Source organism: Bifidobacterium sp. WCA-178-WT-4B, assembly GCF_009696495.1.
GTDB classification, from domain to species: domain Bacteria; phylum Actinomycetota; class Actinomycetes; order Actinomycetales; family Bifidobacteriaceae; genus Bifidobacterium; species Bifidobacterium infantis.
The window spans coordinates 115,317-135,882 of the sequence record NZ_VULV01000005.1 but is presented as its reverse complement, the minus strand read 5'-3'; the positions used below and the strand labels follow the sequence as shown (position 1 = coordinate 135,882).

14 protein-coding genes and 1 tRNA gene are annotated in these 20,566 nt (G+C 61.1%); 11 read left to right on the top strand and 4 right to left on the bottom strand.

The features are described from left to right. Positions 1 to 260: 260 nt before the first annotated feature. Complete coding sequence (pgm, locus tag FYJ31_RS05465; protein WP_154536199.1) at positions 261 to 1,937, bottom strand: phosphoglucomutase (alpha-D-glucose-1,6-bisphosphate-dependent); 1,677 nt, start codon at positions 1,935 to 1,937, stop codon at positions 261 to 263. 495 nt (positions 1,938 to 2,432) lie between these two features. Here pgm and FYJ31_RS05460 point away from each other — a divergent pair, with 495 nt between their 5' ends. Further along, positions 2,433 to 4,523: a glucose PTS transporter subunit IIA gene (locus tag FYJ31_RS05460; protein WP_154536198.1), complete on the top strand. Its 2,091-nt coding sequence runs from the start codon at positions 2,433 to 2,435 to the stop codon at positions 4,521 to 4,523. Positions 4,524 to 4,574: 51 nt separating this feature from the next. Beyond that, on the top strand, positions 4,575 to 5,468 hold the full coding sequence (locus tag FYJ31_RS05455; protein ID WP_154536197.1) for a PRD domain-containing protein: 894 nt from the start codon (positions 4,575 to 4,577) through the stop codon (positions 5,466 to 5,468). Between the two features lies 1 nt (position 5,469). Here FYJ31_RS05455 and FYJ31_RS05450 read toward each other — a convergent pair whose 3' ends face one another. Then, positions 5,470 to 6,651: a diacylglycerol/lipid kinase family protein gene (locus FYJ31_RS05450; RefSeq protein ID WP_154536196.1), complete on the bottom strand. Its 1,182-nt coding sequence runs from the start codon at positions 6,649 to 6,651 to the stop codon at positions 5,470 to 5,472. Positions 6,652 to 6,884: 233 nt separating this feature from the next. Here FYJ31_RS05450 and serS point away from each other — a divergent pair, with 233 nt between their 5' ends. From serS to galE, 9 genes are all read left to right on the top strand, one after another. After that, positions 6,885 to 8,171, top strand: coding sequence for a serine--tRNA ligase (gene serS / locus FYJ31_RS05445; RefSeq protein WP_032745459.1), 1,287 nt, complete (start codon positions 6,885 to 6,887; stop codon positions 8,169 to 8,171). A gap of 140 nt (positions 8,172 to 8,311) precedes the next feature. Continuing rightward, positions 8,312 to 8,396 (top strand) — tRNA-Ser (locus FYJ31_RS05440). 436 nt (positions 8,397 to 8,832) lie between these two features. Next, complete coding sequence (locus tag FYJ31_RS05435; RefSeq protein WP_154536195.1) at positions 8,833 to 10,149, top strand: ABC transporter substrate-binding protein; 1,317 nt, start codon at positions 8,833 to 8,835, stop codon at positions 10,147 to 10,149. Between the two features lie 190 nt (positions 10,150 to 10,339). After that, positions 10,340 to 11,311: a carbohydrate ABC transporter permease gene (locus tag FYJ31_RS05430; protein WP_012578438.1), complete on the top strand. Its 972-nt coding sequence runs from the start codon at positions 10,340 to 10,342 to the stop codon at positions 11,309 to 11,311. Beyond that, on the top strand, positions 11,311 to 12,261 hold the full coding sequence (locus FYJ31_RS05425; RefSeq protein WP_012578437.1) for a carbohydrate ABC transporter permease: 951 nt from the start codon (positions 11,311 to 11,313) through the stop codon (positions 12,259 to 12,261). Before FYJ31_RS05430 ends, FYJ31_RS05425 begins: the two co-directional genes overlap by 1 nt. A gap of 219 nt (positions 12,262 to 12,480) precedes the next feature. After that, positions 12,481 to 14,736, top strand: a complete 2,256-nt coding sequence (gnpA, locus tag FYJ31_RS05420; protein WP_154536194.1) for a 1,3-beta-galactosyl-N-acetylhexosamine phosphorylase — start codon at positions 12,481 to 12,483, stop codon at positions 14,734 to 14,736. A 27-nt stretch (positions 14,737 to 14,763) separates the two neighbouring features. Further along, positions 14,764 to 15,843 carry an N-acetylhexosamine 1-kinase gene (gene nahK / locus FYJ31_RS05415; protein ID WP_154536193.1) on the top strand — a complete coding sequence of 360 codons (1,080 nt, stop codon included), beginning with the start codon at positions 14,764 to 14,766 and terminating at the stop codon, positions 15,841 to 15,843. A gap of 49 nt (positions 15,844 to 15,892) precedes the next feature. After that, entirely contained in the window at positions 15,893 to 17,440 is a 1,548-nt protein-coding gene (locus FYJ31_RS05410) for a UDP-glucose--hexose-1-phosphate uridylyltransferase (protein WP_154536192.1), read from the top strand. Between the two features lie 68 nt (positions 17,441 to 17,508). Next, complete coding sequence (gene galE / locus FYJ31_RS05405; protein WP_071478079.1) at positions 17,509 to 18,531, top strand: UDP-glucose 4-epimerase GalE; 1,023 nt, start codon at positions 17,509 to 17,511, stop codon at positions 18,529 to 18,531. Between the two features lie 47 nt (positions 18,532 to 18,578). Here galE and FYJ31_RS05400 read toward each other — a convergent pair whose 3' ends face one another. Further along, positions 18,579 to 19,274: a LuxR C-terminal-related transcriptional regulator gene (locus tag FYJ31_RS05400; protein ID WP_012578432.1), complete on the bottom strand. Its 696-nt coding sequence runs from the start codon at positions 19,272 to 19,274 to the stop codon at positions 18,579 to 18,581. Continuing rightward, the gene (locus FYJ31_RS05395; RefSeq protein ID WP_154536191.1) at positions 19,271 to 20,554 is read right to left on the bottom strand and encodes an ATP-binding protein; all 1,284 of its coding nucleotides are present in this window, start codon (positions 20,552 to 20,554) and stop codon (positions 19,271 to 19,273) included. The genes FYJ31_RS05400 and FYJ31_RS05395 overlap by 4 nt, the downstream gene beginning before the upstream one ends. Between the last annotated feature and the right edge of the window lie 12 nt (positions 20,555 to 20,566).

Below are 20,566 nucleotides of genomic sequence, written 5' to 3'. Positions count from 1 at the left end.
CCGAACGCTTCGGTGGTCATCTGGCCGCTGTGACCCCACAATGATGATGGGAAACTCGGTCATAATGTAGGTAGTCGAACGTTTCGCGGCCATATGGCCGTCCTGCCCTGCAGTGATGTTGAGAAAATGCAGTCATGGTGCATGAGGAGAACCGTTGACCTGCGTGTTTCAGTGGTCGAAAAAATAAGGCTCTGCAGTGGATTGTATGAATCCAATGCAGAGCCTTATTGGTTGCTGTGAACGCGACTAGCGCAGCGATTTCACTCGCTCAGGGCCTTGTCGACCACGACGGTGGCCTCGTCGAGCACCTTGTCCAGAGCCTCGGGGGAGACGAAGGACTCGGCGTACACCTTGTAGATGTTCTCGGTACCGGAGGGACGGGCGGCGAACCAGTTGTCCTTGGTGGTGACCTTCAGACCGCCGATCTTGGCGTGGTTGCCCGGTGCCTCGGTCAGCTTGGCGTTGATGTCTTCGCCAGCCAGCTGCGTGGCGGCCACATCATCGCCGGTCAGCTTGGCGAACTTGGCCTTCTGTTCCAGCGTGGTCGGGGTGTCGACGCGCTTGTACCAGGACTCGCCGAAGCGCTCGACCTGCTCCTGGTGAAGCTGGGCCGGGTTCTTGCCGGTCTTGGCGGTGATCTCAGCGGCCAGCAGGTCGGGGATCAGACCGTCCTTGTCGGTGGTCCACACGCGGCCGTCCTTGCGCAGGAAGCTCATGCCGGAGCTTTCCTCGCCGCCGAAGGCGACTTCGCCGCTGAACAGCGGGTCCACGAACCACTTGAAGCCCACCGGCACTTCGATGACCTTCGCGTCGATCGATGCGGCCACGCGGTCAATCAGGGAAGAGGAGACCAGCGTCTTGCCCACGGCTGCGCCCTCAGGCCAGCCCGGACGGTTGCCGCCGAACAGGTATTCCACACACACGGCGATGTAGTGGTTCGGGTTCATCACGCCCCAGTTCGGGCAGACGATGCCGTGACGGTCGGCGTCCGGGTCGGTGCCGCCGACCAGATCGTACTTGTCCCAAGCGCCGGCGTTGAGCTCGTCGACCAGGCCCTTCATGGCGTACGGGGAAGACGGGTCCATGCGGATCTTGCCGTCGTGGTCGATGGTCATGAAGCGCCAGGTCGGGTCGACCTCAGGACGTACCACGCCGATGTTCAGGCCGTACTTCTCGTTGATGAGCGGCCAGTAGTTCACGGAAGCGCCGCCGAGCGGATCGATGCCCAGACGCACGCCGGAGTTGCGGATCACGTCGAAGTCGATGACGTTCTCCAGGTCGTCCACGTAGTGCTCGCGGAAGTCGAAGCCCTCGACGTACTCGGACTTGATGGCCTCCTCGTAGGGCACACGCTTGATGGACTTGAAGTCGCCGAGCAGCTCGTTGGCGCGAGCGGCGATGGCGTTGGTGGTCTCGGCCGGAGCCGGGCCGCCGGTGACGGGGTCGTACTTGAAGCCGCCGTCGGTGGGCGGGTTGTGGGACGGCGTGACGACGATGCCGTCGGCGAGGCCCTCGCCCTCGAAGCGCTGGGTGCCGTCGGCCGCACGGTTGTGGGTCAGGATGGCCTGGGAGACCACCGGGGTGGGCACGAAGTCGTCACGGGAGTCGACGCGCACGTGCACGCCGTTGGCGACGAGCACTTCGATGGCGGTCTTCTTGGCCGGGCCGGACAGCGCGTGGGTGTCGGAACCGAGGTACAGCGGGCCGGTGACGCCGGCCTTCTTGCGGTATTCGGCGATGGCCTGGGAGATGGCGATGATGTGGGCCTCGTTGAACGAGGTCTTCAGGGACGATCCGCGGTGGCCGGAGGTGCCGAAGATGACACGCTGCTCGGGGACTTCCGGATCGGGGACGAGGTCATAGTATTTGCCGATAACCTCATCGACATTAATCAGATCTGCTGGGGTGGCGGGCTGACCCGCATTGTTTGCTACCATACTTTCATTCTGCCACGTTTTTTGCCGTCTGGGGCAAGATTATGTTAAAACTTGTCAACTTTTGTGCGAATAAGTGTATGGCACCGCCGCGCATCTGGCACAAAGAGCCTAAGCGTGGGCTTGCGTGCCGTCTCATTGCGGATGCATCGTCCAAGAAAGACACGCCGGATGTTCATCGCCGATTAAAGCCTGTTCTTCCTTACTCTCGTCTTATGCTTCGAGGTATAGGCAGGCTCTGGCCATATGTGTGATTTGCCGGATTGTTTTCAGCTCGTTATAATCGCTGTTCAGTCAGTAATTAGCAGGGTTGCTACTCGAATGTTGAGGCAAGACCTGAGATGTTGACGTAGTCATGTGTATTCATGATGGCGTCCACATCTCAGGTCTTTTCTGTTATTTGGCGTGACTGCCGGTTCCTGGAACGCAGATGCTCAGGAACAGGGTGGTTCCTCTGGTAGGCGCTGGCTTAACCGTGGAAAAGGAATGGAGTAAGAGATGTCGCATCAAGACGATATCAAGGCGATCGTCACTAGTGTCGGTGGCGCGGCCAACATCAAGTCGCTGACGCATTGCGCCACGCGACTGCGTTTTGAACTCAATGACGCCGGCAAGGTTGACAACGCCACGCTCGACGCCAACAAGCTTGTGCTGGGTGCTGTACAGCAGTCCGGCGACCGATACCAGGTCGTCATTGGCGGTCAGGTCGCCTCCGTGTATGAGCAGATCATGCACCTGCCCGAGATGGCTGGTCTCGGCGCCGGCACCGTCGACGACAATGCCGATGAGCCGACTGATGCGGAGGTCAAGGCCGCCGCTCGTTCCAAGGCCCGCGGCAAGGTCACATGGCTCGACAACTTCTTCGAATACTTGGCCGACTCCTTCCGCCCGATTCTGGGTGTGTTGCTTGGCGCGTCCATCATCATCGCAATTGTCAACCTGTGCATTTCCTTGGGCCTGATTCCGAACGACACCGCCACCACTGGCCTGGTGTTCGTGCAGGCCATCTGGAAGGGTGTGTTCTACTTCCTGCCGATTATGGTCGCCTACAATGCCGCCAACAAGCTCAAAGTGGATCCGTGGCTGGGCGGCGCAATCATGGGCATGCTCATGACCCCGCAGTTCGCCTCCCTGGCTGACACCAAGACCTGGGGCGACGCCGTCAAGTGTGTGGAGAACACCACGCTGGGCACCTCCTCCTGCACCGCCACGGTGTTCGGTCTGCCGATGCAGCTGTCCGACTACTCCGGCAACGTGTTCGTGCCGCTGCTGATGGTCGCCGTGCTCGCGGTCGTGTACCACGGTCTGAAGAAGATCATTCCGGACAGCGTCCAGATGGTCTTCCTGCCCTTCTTCTCCATGATCATCGTCGGTGCGCTCACCGCTTTCATCATCGGACCTATCGGTGTGTGGGCCGGCAACGGCCTCGGCGCCGGACTCGCCTGGATGAACACACACGCTCCGTTCATCTTCGCCATCGCAATCCCGCTGCTGTACCCGTTCCTGGTGCCGCTGGGTCTGCACTGGCCGCTGAACGCCCTGATGATCATGAACATCAACACCCTGGGCTACGACTTCATTCAGGGCCCGATGGGCGTGTGGAACTTCGCCTGCTTCGGTGCCACTGCCGGTGTGCTGTTCCTCTCCATCCGTGACAAGGATAAGGACATGCGCCAGACCTCCGTCGGTGCTCTTGCCGCCGGCCTGCTCGGTGGTGTTTCCGAGCCGAGCCTTTACGGCATCCACCTGCGTTACAAGCTCATTTACTCCCGTATGCTGGTCGGCTGCGGCGTGGGCGGCGTCGTAATCGCCGTCATGGGCTGGCTCTTCCCGGCCACCGTCGCCTCCGGCGAGACCGTGCACGGCGTGACCACTACTGCATTCGCCTTCACCTCGCTGCTCACCGTGCCGGTGTTCAACCAGATGTGGGTTTACGGCGTCTCCATCGCAGTGTCGTTCTTCACCGCCATGATTATGATTATCATGCTTGACTACCGCACTCCGGAGCAGAAAGCCGAAGCCAAGGCCCGTGCCGCGGCTCAGTCCGCCAAGGCTGTGAACGGTGGTGACGCCACCACCGCTACCGCAACCGCCGCTGTTGCCGTTGCCGATGCCCCGGCTGCCGCTGCGACCGCCACTTCCGCCGTGTTCGCTCCGATTGCGGGCCACGTGGTATCCCTTGACGATGCCGGCGATCCGGTGTTCGCTTCTCGTGCCCTCGGCGAGGGCGTGGGCATCGAGCCGGTTGATGGCGCGGTGAAGGCTCCGGTGTCCGGTGTGCTGCAGACCGTTGCTGAGACTGGCCATGCTTTTGGTCTCAAGACCGACGATGGTGTTGAAGTGCTGGTACATGTCGGCATTGATACGGTTAAGATGAATGGCAATGGTTTCGTGGTGAATGTGGCCAAAGGTGACCGAGTGAACGCCGGTGACCTGTTGGCGACTGTTGATCTCGACGAAGTCAAGAAGGCTGGATTCAGCACCACTACGCTGGTTACGGTACTGAACACCGCAGCGCTCAAGTCCGTTACGCCGAAGACGGATGTGAACGTCGCGGCCGGTGACGAAGTCATCGCCATCGAACAGTAATCATGGTTGGTTCGCAACCGTAACCTGAAGATCCCGAACGGAAGGGATGTCATGGAAATACTTCGCGTCTTCAATAACAACGTCGTCCTGGCGAAGGATCGGGGGCGCGAAGTCATCCTTACCGGCCGGGGTCTGGGGTTCAAGGCCAAGCCCGGCATGACAGTTGACGATGCCAAAGTGGCTCGTGTGTTCGTGCCGGCTCAAGGCCGTGACCCTGACCATATGGCCCAGTTGCTGGGCGATATTCCTCCTGAAATCATTCGTCTCATTTCCGAGACCATGGGTGAGATTGGCCTGAGTTCAGAGGCTGCACAAAGCTCGACGTTGGTCATGGCGCTCGCGGATCATGTGTGTGGTGCTTTACGCCGCGCCAAGAACGGCATTCCGCCTGTGCCGTATCCGCTGAACTCGGAAATTCGTTCGCTGTATGAGCGTGAATACCAGCAGGGCTGCGCACTGCTCGCCGCGCTGAACCGCAGATTGGACGATGCGCTGGATCCCAGCGAGAGCGTTGCTTTTGCGCTGCATTTTGTGAATGCCGGCTTCTCTACAGGCGACCTTTCTCCTACGTATATGATGACCGGCGTCATCCAACAGTTGCTCGCCGTCATCGAAAGCACCTATAACATCGAGCTGGATGAGCATTCGGTTAATGTCGGCCGTTTCATCACCCATCTTCGGTATTTGTTCGTGCGTATTCATCAGCATGAGCAGCTCAGCAGGGAGCCGGAGGCAATCATTTCCTCGATTATGAGCTCCTATGCAAAAGCCTCGAAATGCGCGAGACTTATCACATCCCTTATTGAGCTGCGCCTCGATACCACGCTGACCGAAGACGAGGTTGCCTACCTGACATTGCATGTGGCACGAGTCACGGATCAAACGAATCAGAACCGTTCCTCGGATATTCCCGACCATCCGCAGCTGGCGCATATGAGCCAGTGAATCAGCGAATCGGCTCAAGTGTGCCGGTCATTTCGGCGAAATCCGAGGTGGCGTTCGAAGCGGCGGCCTGCGCGGTCTTTTCCAACGCGGAGGCGTCGGGCACGCGCACGATCAGCGCGCGGTGATCCACCGAGAAACGGATGTGGCGGGTTTCCGGCAGCATGTCGCCGTCCACTTGTGCCTTGGCCGGCTTCTCCAGCGTGATTTCGGCGCTGGTGCCCTGCACCTGCTCGATGGTCGAATTCGTGGACAGCGGGTTCTGCTCGGGCTTGCCGATGATCGTCTGGTGCACCACGTCGCCGAACAGGTTGGCCCAGCCGAGGATGCCGCCAGTGGTGTCGATGATTTCGAAGTCCAGCAGGCCGTCGTCATAGGAGGCCGCCGGCATCAGCGAGAACACGGGAATTTGGCCGCAGTTGCCGGCCATCACCGTGCGGAAATCGAGATTCTTGATGGTGTGGGTCGAGCCGTCGGCGCTGGTGACTGTCAACGTGCCGCGGAACTTCGGCGCGAACAGGTTCTTCACGCCGCCCACGAAGTAGGCGAGCCAGCTGATGTTCGCCTTGAGCTCGGGGTCGGTGTCGTCGATCATGGCCGCATCGAAGCCGATGCCGGCGATGATGAGGAAGGCGTGGCCGTGGTCGTCCTCCGGGTGGTCGAGCAGGGTGAGACGGCCCATGTCCACCAGGCGGGAGCCGTGGGAGGTGGCCACGGTCAGCGCGGCGTCGATATCGTCCACGGGAACGCCCATATTGCGGGCAAACAGGTTGCCGGTGCCGATGGGGATGATGCCCAGCGCATGGCCGGTGCCGGAGACGGCGCTCGCCACCGTGCGCACCGTGCCGTCGCCGCCGACCGCGATCACCACGTCGGCGCCGTCCTCCAGCGCCTCAAGCGCGCAGACCCTGCCGTCCTTGTCAAGCTGGGTGTCGTAGAAGCGGATGCGATTGAGCCCCTTGGCCTCGCAGAACCTCTGGATATGCAGCCGGCGGGCTTCGGCCTGCGGTTTGGACGGATTCACGATGAAGGCGTACTGCACCTCGTCGTCCCGGCGCTTCTCCAGCGTCTGAGCCAGCTTGCGGCGGCGCTGCGCGCGCAGGGCGATGACGATGACGGCGATGAGCGCCGCCACAATGGCGATTGCGGCGATGATCAGAAACACGGTGAGGGCAGGCTGAGGCATGGCTCCTATTGTTATCGGTGGGGAGGTCGTTTACGGCCATGGTGCGCCGTACGTGAACATTTCCTGCACGCAACAGCCCCGTGGGGCGCGATCATGGTTCAATCGCGTCTCATCTGACGAAATTGGCCGGGTGGACCCGTCCGCGGACTTTCCCGGGCTTCCCTGTGATTTCCGCGTTACTCCCGCACATTCGGCCATTGTCGGTGTCTGCTTACGCGGCTAGTCTGGTGCCCATGCTTGATATTCAATTCATCCGTGAACACACCGATATCGTCAAGGAATCCCAGCGCAAGCGCGGCGAGTCCGTGGAACTCGTCGACGAAGTGCTCTCCTCCGACACCGCACGTCGTGAAGCGCTGAAGGCCTTCGAAGAGGCTCGTGCCCAGCAGAAGGAAATCGGCAAGAAGGTCGCCTCCGCCCCGGCGGACGAGAAGGCCAAGCTCATCGCCGAGACCAAGGAACTGTCCCAGACGGTCGCCGAATACAAGGCCAAGGCCGATTCCGCCGCCGAGGAATACACCACCGCCATGTGGAAGCTCTCCAACATCGTGGAGCCCGAAGCTCCCGAAGGCGGCGAGGACGACTACGTGGTCGTCAAGAAGGTCGGCCAGATCCGTGACTTCGCGGCCGAAGGCTTCGAGCCCAAGGACCACCTGACCCTCGGCACCGGCGTGGCTGGCATCGACATGCGCCGTGGCGTCAAGGTTGGCGGCTCCCGCTTCTACTTCCTGCGTGGCCAGGTGGCCCGCATGCAGATTGCCATGCTCACCATGGCCGTGGATCAGGCCGAGGAGCACGGCTTCACGCTGGCCATCACCCCGACGCTCGTGCGCCCCGAAGTCATGCGCGGCACTGGCTTCCTGAACTCCCACGCCGACGAGATCTACCGTCTGCGCGAGCCCGATGACCAGTACCTGGTCGGCACTTCCGAAGTGGCGCTCGCCGGCATGCACGAGAACGAGATTCTCGACCTCGGCAATGGCCCGCTGCGTTACTGCGGCTGGTCCTCCTGCTACCGCCGCGAGGCCGGCGCCGCAGGCAAGGACACCTCCGGCATCATCCGCGTCCACCAGTTCGACAAGGTGGAGATGTTCGTCTACGCCAAGCAGGAGGACTCCTACAAGGAGCATGAGCACCTGCTGGCTATGGAGCAGGAGATGCTCGCCAAGGTCGAGGTGCCTTACCGCATCATCGACACCGCCGCCGGCGACCTCGGCTCCTCCGCCGCCCGCAAGTTCGACTGCGAGGCTTGGGTCCCGACCCAGGGCCGCTACCGCGAGCTCACCTCCACCTCGAACTGCACCGAGTACCAGGCTCGCCGTCTGAACATCCGCGAGCGTATGGAAGACGGCGGCACCCGCCCGGTCTCCACCCTGAACGGCACGCTGGCCACCACCCGTTGGCTGGTCGCCATCATGGAGAACCACCAGCAGAAGGACGGCTCCATCGAGATTCCGCAGGCCATGCGCGCCTACATGGGCGGCAAGGAAGTCATCGAGCCGACGAAGTGGGAGGCCTGATTTTCCTTTTGCTCTAGCTCCCCTCTCTGAGGGGAGCTGTCAGCGTAGCTGACTGAGGGGAGTTGTCGTCGAAAACTACAAAGGGGAGCCTAATCCCTCCCTCCTGTATAATGAACACTTGCGCGTATGAACGCGCATCGGGACAGGTGTCTGAGCGGCCTAAAGAGACGGTCTTGAAAACCGTTGAGGGACAACCCTCCGCGAGTTCGAATCTCGCCCTGTCCGCGAACCGAGGCCTGGGCAACATGCCCAGGCCCTTTTTCTTTTTCTGGAACCTGTCTTCTTGATCGCCACCGGGGTGCTGATATATTGGTTTGTGATGCCGTAACATGCGGTGTCCCCGTTGATATGACGGGCCAATCGGCGTGAGCCGATAAGAAAAGGCCCGACGTTTGCAGCATCGGGCCTTTGCGTTGATTACCGGCTTGCGCCTTTAATCAACAAGGTTGCAAGATGAATCGTATCACGATGCACGGTAGTCTGACCGTGAGTTAATGAAATGAACAAATCCGCACAGTCGAGCGTCGAACCGGTTTAATGTCACTCACCTCAACGGGACGCGCGGTAATTGTTAGTTGGGTTGACAATAAAAGAGCAAAGGCCTAAATTAGCAATCAGTCATCACACTGAGGTGATGATTCCATTACGAAGGAGTAGAGATATGGTATCGCATAATAAGCGCATCGTGGCTGCTTTTGCTGCGGTAGCAGCAATGGGAATGGGCTTGGCCGGTTGCGGCGGCAGCGACACTGCTGGCGACACGAAGTCCGGCAGCGATGGCGGTGTGGTCAACATCACCTACATGCATCGTCTGCCTGATTCCAAAGGCATGACCTTGGTCAATGACATCGTGGCCAAGTGGAATAAAGAGCATCCGAACATTCAGGTCAAGGCCACCAAGTTCGATGGCAATGCCTCCGAAATGATCAAGAAGCTCGAGACCGACGTCAAGGCTGGCAATGCGCCGGATCTGGCTCAGGTCGGTTACGCCGAGATTCCTGAGGTCTTCACCAAGGGCCTTCTGCAGGATGTCACCGATGAGGCCGCCAAGTACAAGGACGATTTCGCTTCCGCCCCGTTCGCACTGATGCAGGTGGACGGCAAGACCTACGGTCTGCCGCAGGACACCGGCCCGCTGACTTACTTCTACAACGCCGCTGAATTTGAGAAGCTCGGCATCACCGTGCCGAAGACCGCTGACGAGCTCATCGAGACCGCCAAGAAGACCGCTGCCCAGGGCAAGTACATCATGACCTTCCAGCCTGATGAGGCCATGATGATGATGTCCGGCCAAGCCGGCGCTTCCGGTCCGTGGTACAAGGTCGACGGCAACTCCTGGGTTGTCAACACCCAGACTAAGGGCTCCAAGGCCGTGGCCGATGTCTACCAGCAGCTGATCGACAACAAGGCCGCCCTCACCAACCCGCGTTGGGATGCATCGTTTGATAACTCCATCCAGTCCGGTCAGCTGATCGGCACCGTGGCCGCCGCTTGGGAAGCCCCGCTGTTCATCGATTCCGCCGGTGGCACTGGTGCTGGTGAGTGGAAGGTCACCCAGCTCGGTGACTGGTTCGGCAATGGCACCAAGACCGGCTCCGATGGTGGTTCCGGTGTGGCCGTGCTCAAGGGTTCCAAGCACCCGGCCGAAGCCATGGAGTTCCTTGACTGGTTCAACACCCAGGTTGATGACCTTGTCTCCCAGGGCCTCGTCGTGGCCGCCACCACCGCGGATGCCAAGACCCCGCAGAAGTGGTCCGACTACTTCAGCGGACAGGATGTCATGGCTGAGTTCAAGACCGCGAACGACAACATGGGTGACTTCACCTACATGCCTGGCTTCTCCGCAGTCGGCGCTGCAATGAAACAGACCGCCGCCAAGGCTGCCGATGGTTCTGCCAAGGTTTCGGATGTGTTCGACACCGCTCAGAAGACCTCGGTGGATACGCTGAAGAACCTCGGTCTGTCCGTCAAGGAGTGACCTCACTAGGTCTTGTCAACGGGCCGGCTTGAAATAGCCGGCCATCCAAGACCTCCGATGCCTCGCATCACCATAGCGAAGGGCCGGGGCACATACTCCGGCCTTCCGCATTGTTTGAGGGTATTGCTGCAGGGGCGCTGTGGCCCTTGTCATTTGTTTTACTGTTCTTTGCAAAGACAGGTTTTGTATTATGACTGCATCCACTACTCATGCGAAGGGCAAAGCACCTAGGCGTGCCGCCGCCAAGCCGAAGCGGTCCGGCGCTCAGAAGCGCGAGAACCGCACCGGCTGGGCATTCATGGCACCGTTCGCCGTCCTGTTCGCTTTCGTGTTCATCCTGCCCATTATCTGGGCCATCTATTCCAGCTTCTTCCGTCAGGTCACCGAGGGCGGTGGCGCATACGGCGGTGGCGAGCTGGTCAATAAATTCGTAGGATTCCAGAACTTCCAGTATGTTATTACTTCCGGCAACTTCTGGTCCGGCGTAGGCAGGGTGCTGGTCTACACCCTGATTCAGGTGCCGATCATGATCATCGCCGCACTGGCGTTGGCCATCGTCATCGACTCGTTCGTGGTCAAGCATGTCACCGGTTTCCGTCTGGGCTACTTCCTGCCCTACGCCATCCCCGGCGTCGTGGCTTCGATTATCTGGGTCTACCTGTACAACGGCCAAATCTCGCCGATCGTCAAGGGGCTCGCCGCCATCGGCATCAACGTGGACTTCTTCTCCAGCAATATCGTGCTCGGCTCGATGGCCAACATCACCACATGGACCTTCACCGGCTACAACATGCTGATCTTCCTCGCTGCTTTACAGGCCATCCCGCATGACCTGTACGAGGCCGCGCGTATCGACGGCGCCAATGGTTGGCAGATCGCCACGAAGATCAAGCTGCCGAACGTGCGCGGCGCAGCTCTGCTGGCTATGCTGCTTTCCATCGTCGGCACCATCCAGCTGTTCAACGAACCGCAGATCATGTCCACTGCCGACCCGGGTATTTCCAAGGCATATACCCCGATGATGATGGCCATGAACACTTCGCAAGGCACCATCACCCCGTCTGGCGACGGCCCGGCATCCGCCATCGCCATCGTGATGGCTCTGATTGCAGGTGTGCTCGCTGTGCTGTACACCCTGGCCGAAAGGAAGGTGAACGAGTGATGAGCTCCGCAACCGCTGAAGAACGCGCCCGCAGGAAGGCCGAGCGCAAGCTCGAAAAGCAGCGTCAGGCCGCGCAGTACGACCTACCCCGCTCCATGCGGCCGTCCGTGGCCACGAAAACCATCACCATCATCGTGTTGGTGCTCGTGCTGATCTACTTCCTGTTCCCGATCTACTGGGCTATCATCGCGTCCACCAAGACGCCCGCCCAGATGACCGGCAGCAACGGCATGTGGTTCGCCGTGCCGCTCGACCAGCTGCCCGACGCCATCGCCACCAACTATTCGAAGCTGCTCGGCTGGACCCGAGGCAACTTCTGGCGTTGGGTGCTGAACTCCCTGATCTACTCGGGTGTTTCCGCACTGGTCGGCACCATCGTGTCCGTGATGGCCGGCTACGCCACCGCAAAATTCAACTTCCGCGGCAAGAACGCGGCCATCGGCATCATTATGGCCTGCATGCTCATGCCGTCCGCCCTGCTGACCATCCCGATGTACTCGATCTTCCACACGCTGCACCTGACCAACACGATGCTCTCGATCATCATCCCGTGCTGCGTTTCGCCGTTCGGCTTCTTCCTGGGCCGTACGTACGCGCAAAGCTCGGTGCCTGATGAGTTGCTTGAAGCGGCCCGCATCGACGGTGCAAGCGAGGCGAGGATTTTCTTCACTATTGTGCTGAGGCTTCTGGCCCCGGCCATGGTGACGATCTTCCTGTTCCTGTTCGTGGCCACGTGGAACAACTTCCTGCTGCCGTTGATGATGGTGTCTTCCGACACCTTGAAGCCCGTGACCCTCGGCCTGTACGGCATGGTCTCGCTGGCCACGTTCACCGATCGTGGCGCCCTGATGATGGGTGCGCTGCTCGGTGTGCTGCCCGTGATCGTGCTCTTCCTCGGCCTCCAGCGCTACTGGCAGTCCGGCCTCGCCGCCGGTGCCGTCAAGGGCTAACCAATCCGCTGCCCGGTATGTCGTGTCACTCCTTCCGGTGCCGGGCAACGTCCCCTTACCCTCATTACCAGTGACACGATTCCAATCGTCCGGCGTCACCGTGAACGTCAAGGATCTACGCAGTCAGGGTCCCAGGGCCCGCGATGACGCCGGTCATTTTGTATGCGACGAATTCGTCGCCCTATAGTTTTTGATGATCAACCTCACAAAGGAGTACTCATGACCAGCACCGGCCGCTTCACGCTGCCCAGTGAAGAGAATTTCGCCGAAAAGACCAAGGAACTCGCCGAATTGTGGGGTGCGGACGCCATCCGCAACTCCGACGGCACGCATCTGGATGATGCCGTGCTCGCTCTCGGCAAGAAGATCTACAGCGCCTACTTCCCGACCCGCGCCCACAACGAGTGGATCACCCTGCACATGGACGAGACCCCGCAGGTCTACCTGCTGACCGCCCGTATCCTGGCCGAGTCCAACGCGGTGGATGTGCCGCTGATGGACGGCTTCTTCGAGGAACAGCTCAAGCCTAACCGCGACGCCGACCCGCACAAGTACTGGGAAGTCGTGGACCGCACCACGGGTGAGGTCGTGGACCCGTCCGGCTGGACGCTCGACCCAGGCGAGGACACCGTGCACGTGACCGCGGCCGTGCCGATGCACGAATACACGGTGAGCTTCCTGGCCTACATCATCTGGGACCCGGTCGAGATGTACAACCATCTGACCAACGACTGGGGCGACAAGGAACACGAGATCCCGTTCGACATCTACCATCCGGCCACCCGCAAGTTCGTGTTCGACACGTTCGAGCAGTGGCTTAAGGACAGCCCGCAGACCGATGTGGTGCGATTCACCACGTTCTTCTACCAGTTCACGCTCCTGTTCGACCAGAAGCGCCGCGAGAAGGTCGTCGACTGGTTCGGTTGCGCCTGCACCGTAAGCCCGCGTGCGCTGGATGATTTCGAAGCCAAGTACGGCTACCGCCTGCGTCCGGAGGACTTCGTGGACGGCGGCGCCTACAACTCCGCCTGGCGTGTGCCCAGAAAGGCCCAGCGCGACTGGATCGACTTCCTCTCCGGCTTTGTGCGCGAAAACGTCAAGCAGCTCGCCGACATGTCCCACGCCGCCGGCAAAGAGGCGATGATGTTCCTCGGCGACCAGTGGATCGGCACCGAACCGTACAAGGATGGATTCGACGAGCTTGGCCTGGACGCCGTGGTCGGATCCATCGGCGACGGCACCACCACCCGCATGATCGCCGATATTCCGGGTGTCAGGTACACCGAAGGCCGCTTCCTGCCGTACTTCTTCCCCGACACGTTCTACGAGGGCAACGATCCGAGCATCGAAGGCCTCGACAACTGGCGCAAGGCCCGCCGCGCGATCCTGCGCTCGCCGATCGGCCGCATGGGCTACGGCGGCTACCTCTCCCTGGCCGCCAAGTTCCCGAAGTTCGTGGACACGGTGACCCATATCGCCAACGAATTCCGCGACATCCATGACCGCACCGGTGGGGTGGCCGCCGAAGGCGAGCTCAACGTGGCGATCCTGAACTCCTGGGGCAAGATGCGCTCCTGGATGGCGTTCACCGTGGCACACGCCCTGCCCAACAAGCAGACCTATTCCTACTACGGCATCCTAGAGTCGCTGTCCGGCATGCGCGTGAACGTGCGGTTCATCAGCTTCGACGACGTACTCGCGCATGGCATCGATAGCGATATCGACGTAATCATCAACGGAGGCCCGGTCGACACCGCATTCACCGGCGGCGACGTGTGGACCAACCCGAAGCTCGTGGAAACCGTGCGCGCCTGGGTGCGTGGCGGCGGCGCGTTCGTGGGCGTGGGCGAGCCGAGTTCGGCGCCGCGTTTCCAGTCGGGTCGTTTCTTCCAATTGGCCGATGTGCTTGGCGTGGACGAGGAACGCTATCAAACCCTCTCCGTGGACAAGTACTTCCCGCCGGTGGTGCCGGACCACTTCATCACCGCCGACGTGCCGGTCGACCCGGCGGCCCGTGAGGCATGGGAACAGGCCGGCTACCGCATCCCGCTGAGCGGCTGCGGCGGCGGCCAGTCCATCAAGCCGTTGGGCGGCATCGATTTCGGCGAACCCGTGCTCAACACGTATCCGGTCAACGAGAACGTGACCCTGCTGCGCGCGGACGGAGGCCAGGTGCAGCTCGCGACCAACGATTATGGCGAGGGCCGCGGCGTGTACATCTCCGGCCTGCCCTATTCGGCGGCCAACGCCCGACTGCTGGAACGCGTGCTGTTCTACGCCTCCCACAACGAAGACAAGTATGCGGCCTGGAGCTCGTCCAACCCGGAGTGCGAGGTGGCGCACTTCCCCGAGCAGGGCCTGTATTGCGTGATCAACAACACCGATCAGCCGCAGAAGACCACGGTGACTTTGGCCGACGGCACCACCGAGGACTTCGACCTGCCTGACAGCGGTATCGCCTGGCGTGAAGCCTGATCCCGCGTTTTGGAGAACGGACTCATCATGACCGAAAGCAATGAAGTTTTATTCGGCATCGCCTCGCATTTTGCGCTGGAAGGTGCTGTGACCGGCATCGAACCTTACGGAGACGGCCATATCAACACCACCTATCTGGTGACCACGGACGGCCCCCGCTACATCCTCCAACGGATGAACACCGGCATCTTCCCCGATACGGCGAACCTGATGCGCAACGTCGAGCTCGTCACCGCCGCCCTCAAAGCCAGGGGCAAGGAAACGCTGGACATCGTGCGCACCACCTCCGGCGCCACCTGGGCCGAGATCGACGGAGGCGCATGGCGTGTCTACAGGTTCATCGAACACACCATGTCCTACAACCTCGTGCCGAACCCGGACGTGTTCCGCGAAGCCGGCAGGGCGTTCGGTGATTTCCAGAACTTCCTGTCCGGATTCGACGCCAACCAGCTGACCGAGACCATCGCCCACTTCCACGACACCCCGCACCGCTTCGAGGACTTCAAGGCCGCCCTCGCCGCGGACAAGTTCGGCCGCGCCGCCGCATGCCAGCCGGAAATCGACTTCTATCTGAGCCACGCCGACCAGTACGCCGTCGTGATGGATGGACTCAGGGACGGTTCGATTCCGCTGCGCGTGACCCACAACGACACCAAACTTAACAACATCCTCATGGACGCCACCACCGGCAAGGCGCGTGCGATCATCGATCTAGACACCATCATGCCGGGGTCCATGCTCTTCGACTTCGGCGATTCCATCCGTTTCGGCGCGTCCACGGCCTTGGAGGATGAAAAGGACCTCAGCAAGGTGCATTTCAGCACCGAGCTGTTCCGCGCCTACACGGAAGGTTTCGTGGGCGAACTGCGTGGCAGCGTCACCGAGCGTGAGGCCGAGCTGCTGCCGTTCAGCGGCAATCTGCTCACCATGGAATGCGGCATGCGGTTCCTTGCCGACTACCTGGAAGGCGACGTCTACTTCGCCACCAAGTACCCCGAGCATAACCTGGTGCGTTCCCGCACCCAGATCAAGCTTGTGAGGGAGATGGAGCAACGAGCCGATGAGACCCGCGCCATCGTGGCCGACGTCATGGAGACGACCAAGTGAGCTCCCGGCAGATGCATCATGTCCGAGCCCGCGTTGCGGAGGGAGTGCGATGAACGACCGGTTGACCACGGTGTACGCAAGCATCGACGCGCTGATCGACTATGCGCTCGCCCACCTTGACCTCGATCCCCGCAACGCGGACTGGGCGCGGAATCGGATTTTCGCCCTGTTCGACCTGGATTCCTATCCCGGTGCCGAAGCGACCTCGTGTCGTCCGTGCCGCGGTGAGGAGGACTGTTGCGCACAGAGGCCCGAGGGGTCTGTCGGTCGCGCCCGCATCGTTCCCGACGCCTTGCTCTCCGCTTTTCGCGCCGCGGCGGTGGATTGCGGCTTGTTTGAAGCGCAGGAGGGCCCGATGTACGCCGACATCGTCATGGGGCTGCTCTCCGCCAACCCCGCCGATCTCGACGACCGATTCCTGCTCGTCGAGCACCGGGATGGTGGCATGGCCGCCATGCAATGGTTCTACGACTACTGTGTGGCCAACAATTATGTCAAGCGTGCCCAGCTCGACCGGAACCCGCGCTTCGACTCGCATGGGCTGACGGTGACCATCAACCTCGCCAAACCCGAATTCAAGAACATGAAGAAGGCGGCGGCCGGCAACGCCGTGGCCGGCGGGTATCCGAAATGCACGATCTGCCATGAGAACGAGGGTTTTGCGGGACGAGACAAGCGCACCCTGCGCACCCTGCCGGTCACGCTCGGCGGCGAGTCATGGTTCTGGCAGTTCTCGCCTTACGGATATTTCGACCAGCACGGCATTTGCGTGAACGCCGATCACACGCCGATGCACGTGGATCGTGACACGTTCGGCCACCTGCTCGACTTCGTGGATCGCTTCCCCGGATATTTCCTCGGATGCAACGCCGCGTTGCCCCGCATCGGCGGCTCGGTGCTCGCCCACGACCACTACCAGGGCGGCGGCGAACTGCTGCCGATGCACAAGGCCGCCGCTTGGACGTCGCTCACGCTCGCCGGCTACCCGGACGCCGTGGTCGAAATCCTCGACTGGCCCGGCACCGCCGTGCGCGTGGTGTCGAAAAACCGCCAGAGCATCATCGATGTATCCGACATCATCCGCGAGGCATGGGGCGGCTATGACGATGCGGCGAACGGCATCGCCAGCCATGATGCGGACGGCAACCGCCAGTCCGCCCTTTCGCCCAGTGTGATCGTCACCGAGCGCGGCTATGAGATGAGCCTCATCTTCCGCAACAATGCGGTCAGCGACGAGTATCCGGAAGGCGTCTTCCACGCGCATCCCGAATACTGGCCGGTCAAGCAGGAACCAATCGGACTGATCGAGGCTCAAGGCCTGTTCATCCTGCCCGGACGGCTCGTCGACCAGCTCGGCATCGTCGAGGAGGCGCTCGCCGAAGGCCGCGACCTGCCCGATGAAGTCAGCGAATTCAGTCTCGAATGGGGTGAACTCGCTGAAACATTGTCCGGAAACCGCGACCGCGAAGCCATTCGCCAAGCCATACACGACGAGCTCGGCAGCGTCTGCTACCGCATCCTCGGCAACACGGCCGTGTTCAAGCAGAAAGCCACCACGCAAACATTCCTCGAAAGCCTTGGTTTTGCCGCTAGGTGAAACAGGTCAAGTGAAGTAAGCTCAATACTGAAGGCAAACCGAAGGCAAGTCCTTCCAAAGGAGGAAACATGACCACTGTCCTGGTTACGGGCGGCGCCGGATTCATCGCCACCCACACCGATATCGAGCTGCTCAACAAGGGCTACGATGTGATTTCCGTAGATAACTACGGCAACTCGTCTCCTGTGGCGCTTGAGCGAGTCGAGCAAATCACCGGCAAGCCGGTCAAGCGTTATGATGGCGACGTGCGAGACGAGGCGCTCATGGAGCGTGTCTTCACCGAGAACGACATCGACTGGGTCATTCATTTCGCCGGACTCAAGGCCGTGGGCGAGTCCGTGGCCAAGCCGATCGAATACTACGACAACAACCTGTACTCCACGCTCGTGCTGCTGAAGACGATGAGGAAGCACAACGTCAAGAAGATCATCTTCTCCTCCTCCGCCACCGTGTACGGCACGCCGAAGGAACTGCCGATTACCGAGGAGACGCCGACCGGCGGCACCACCAACCCGTACGGCACCTCCAAGCTGTTCCAGGAGCAGATTCTGCGCGATGTGCATGTGGCCGACCCCTCCTGGACCATCGTGCTGTTGCGTTACTTCAACCCCGTCGGCGCGCATGAATCCGGTTTGCTGGGCGAGGACCCGAAGGGCATTCCGGCGAACCTCACCCCGTATGTGGCCAAGGTCGCGGTCGGCGAGCTGAAGGAGGTCCAGGTGTACGGCGACGATTACGACACGCCCGACGGCACCGGCGTGCGTGACTACATCCATGTAGTCGATCTGGCCAAGGGCCATGTGGCCGTCATCGACCACATCGACGAGGAAGGCGTGTTCGTCTACAATCTGGGCACCGGCCACGGCTACTCCGTGCTTGAGGTCATCAAGGCCTACGAGAAGGCCGCCGGCCATCCGATTCCGTACACGATCAAGCCGCGTCGTCCCGGCGACATCGCCGCATGCTACGCCGATGCTTCCAAGGCGGAGAAGGAGCTTGGCTGGAAGGCCGAGCTGACCATCGACGACATGGCCTCCTCCTCACTCAACTGGCAGACCAAGAACCCCAACGGTTTCCGCGACGCGGAGTGATATGAGCAGATGAGCTCCCTCTGATGAGGGAGCTCATCTGTCGTTTATCACACAATGCGCCTATCGGCGGCCCAGCGGGTGAGCTCGGTGCGATTCGAAAGCTGAAGCTTTCGCAGCACCGAGCTCACGTGCGTTTCGACCGTCTTGATCGAAATGAACAGTTCGGCCGCCACCTCTTTATACGTGTAACCACGCGCGATCAGCCGCATGACCTCCTGCTCGCGGGCGGACAGCCGGTCCAGCTCCTCATCATGAGCCCGTGCCGCACCATCAGCGCCGCCATCAGACCCCGCCGCCGGCACACCCTGGAAGGCCGAAAGCACAAAACCGGCCAGTTTTGGCGAGAACACGGCATAGCCCTCATGCACCTGCTTGATGGATGAAATCAAATCAGCGCCGGTAATCGTCTTGGTCACATAGCCCTGGGCGCCGGCACGAATCACCGCCCCCACATCCTGCGGCGCATCCGAAACCGACAACGCCAGAAACACGGTAGTGGGGGAGTAGGAGCGCGATTTGGCGAGGATCTCGGCACCGCCGCCACCCTCGCCGCCGGGCACATGCACATCCAGCAACACCACCTGCGGCTTGGTCTGTGCGATCATCGCCACCGAACCGGGCACGTCCGCCGCTTGGCCGACGATATCGAAGGAATCGCGCAATGTGGCGATTACGCCCGCACGGAACATCTCATGGTCATCGACCACGGCCACACGAATCTTGGCTGTCTCGTTCTCGCTCATCGATGTTCTCCCTGCGCCGCTTTCAGCGCGATCGGCATATGCATTCTGACCTCGGTGCCCCAGCCGGCTCTGGACACTATCTCCACTGTACCGCCGCGCCGTTTGATGCGGCCGATAATCGATTCGCGGATGCCCAGCCGGTCGGGCGGAATGGCGTCCATATCGAAGCCTTCGCCATGGTCGCGCACGAACACTTCAACCATCGTGTCGCTGGCCTCGCAATACAAAGACACCGGCTCGCCGCCATGCGTGACCGCATTGACCAACGCCTGACGGGTGGCGTCCAGCAGCGCATCGGTCTGGGCGCTCGGCCGCGCGTCGCCCACGGTGACCACCTCAATCGGCTTGCCGTGCTCGTCCTCCACTTCGGCGGCGATCTGCTTCAATCCGGCTCCCACCGAACGATCCGATGTGGAACGTTCCTGATACAGCCACTCGCGCAGCTCGCGCTCTTGGCTACGCGCCAGGGCGAATACGGTGGTCGATTCCTCGGAGTGCAGCTGAATCAGCGCCAACGTTTGCAGCACGCCATCATGCAGATGGGCGGTCATGTCCGCGCGCTCCTCTTCGCGCTCCTTCAATGCCTGCTCGTGGGTGAGCCGTTGCAGCATCGCGTTCGCCCACGGCATCACCGCCACCACGATACCGACGATCATCATGAATCCGCTGGCAACAATGCGTCGAGGAGAGGCGCCCCACCCAGGAATGCTGACATTATGCACATACAATGCCCATCCCATGAAAATCAGTGCGATGCCGCCCAACATAGACAACAGCTGCGTGCCTCGCGGACTAAGATTCATCCATGCCAGTGCGATGCCGCCCAACCCTACCAGCAGCGGAAGCACAATCTGGACATCCGCACCGGTGCTGGTGAGCAGCAGTCCAATGGCCATCAACGCGAAACCGGCCAATGCCACGACGGCCGGTTTCGGGGCACGTTGGATGGCCTCGGACAATGATTCCGGTGCGGCAGCCGATTCGTCGTCATGGGCGGCAAGTGACTGATTGCCTCGCGCAAGCGGCGCCTGATCAACGGGCACTGTGCGAGCTGCAGCCGTCACCGGGTCTCCGGCGGGCATGAACACCCACAGGAATACATAAGCGATGATGCCTGCGCCGTAGAGGAAGGTCAGTGCGATGAACGCAATCCGAATCCATGCCACGCCGATGCCCAAGTGCAGGGCGATGCCCTTGCACACACCGGTGAGCCAACGGCCCTGCCGGGGGCGCATCAACGGCATGCGCGCAGGCAGCAATGGTTCGGGAGATGACGTCATACTCCTATTGTG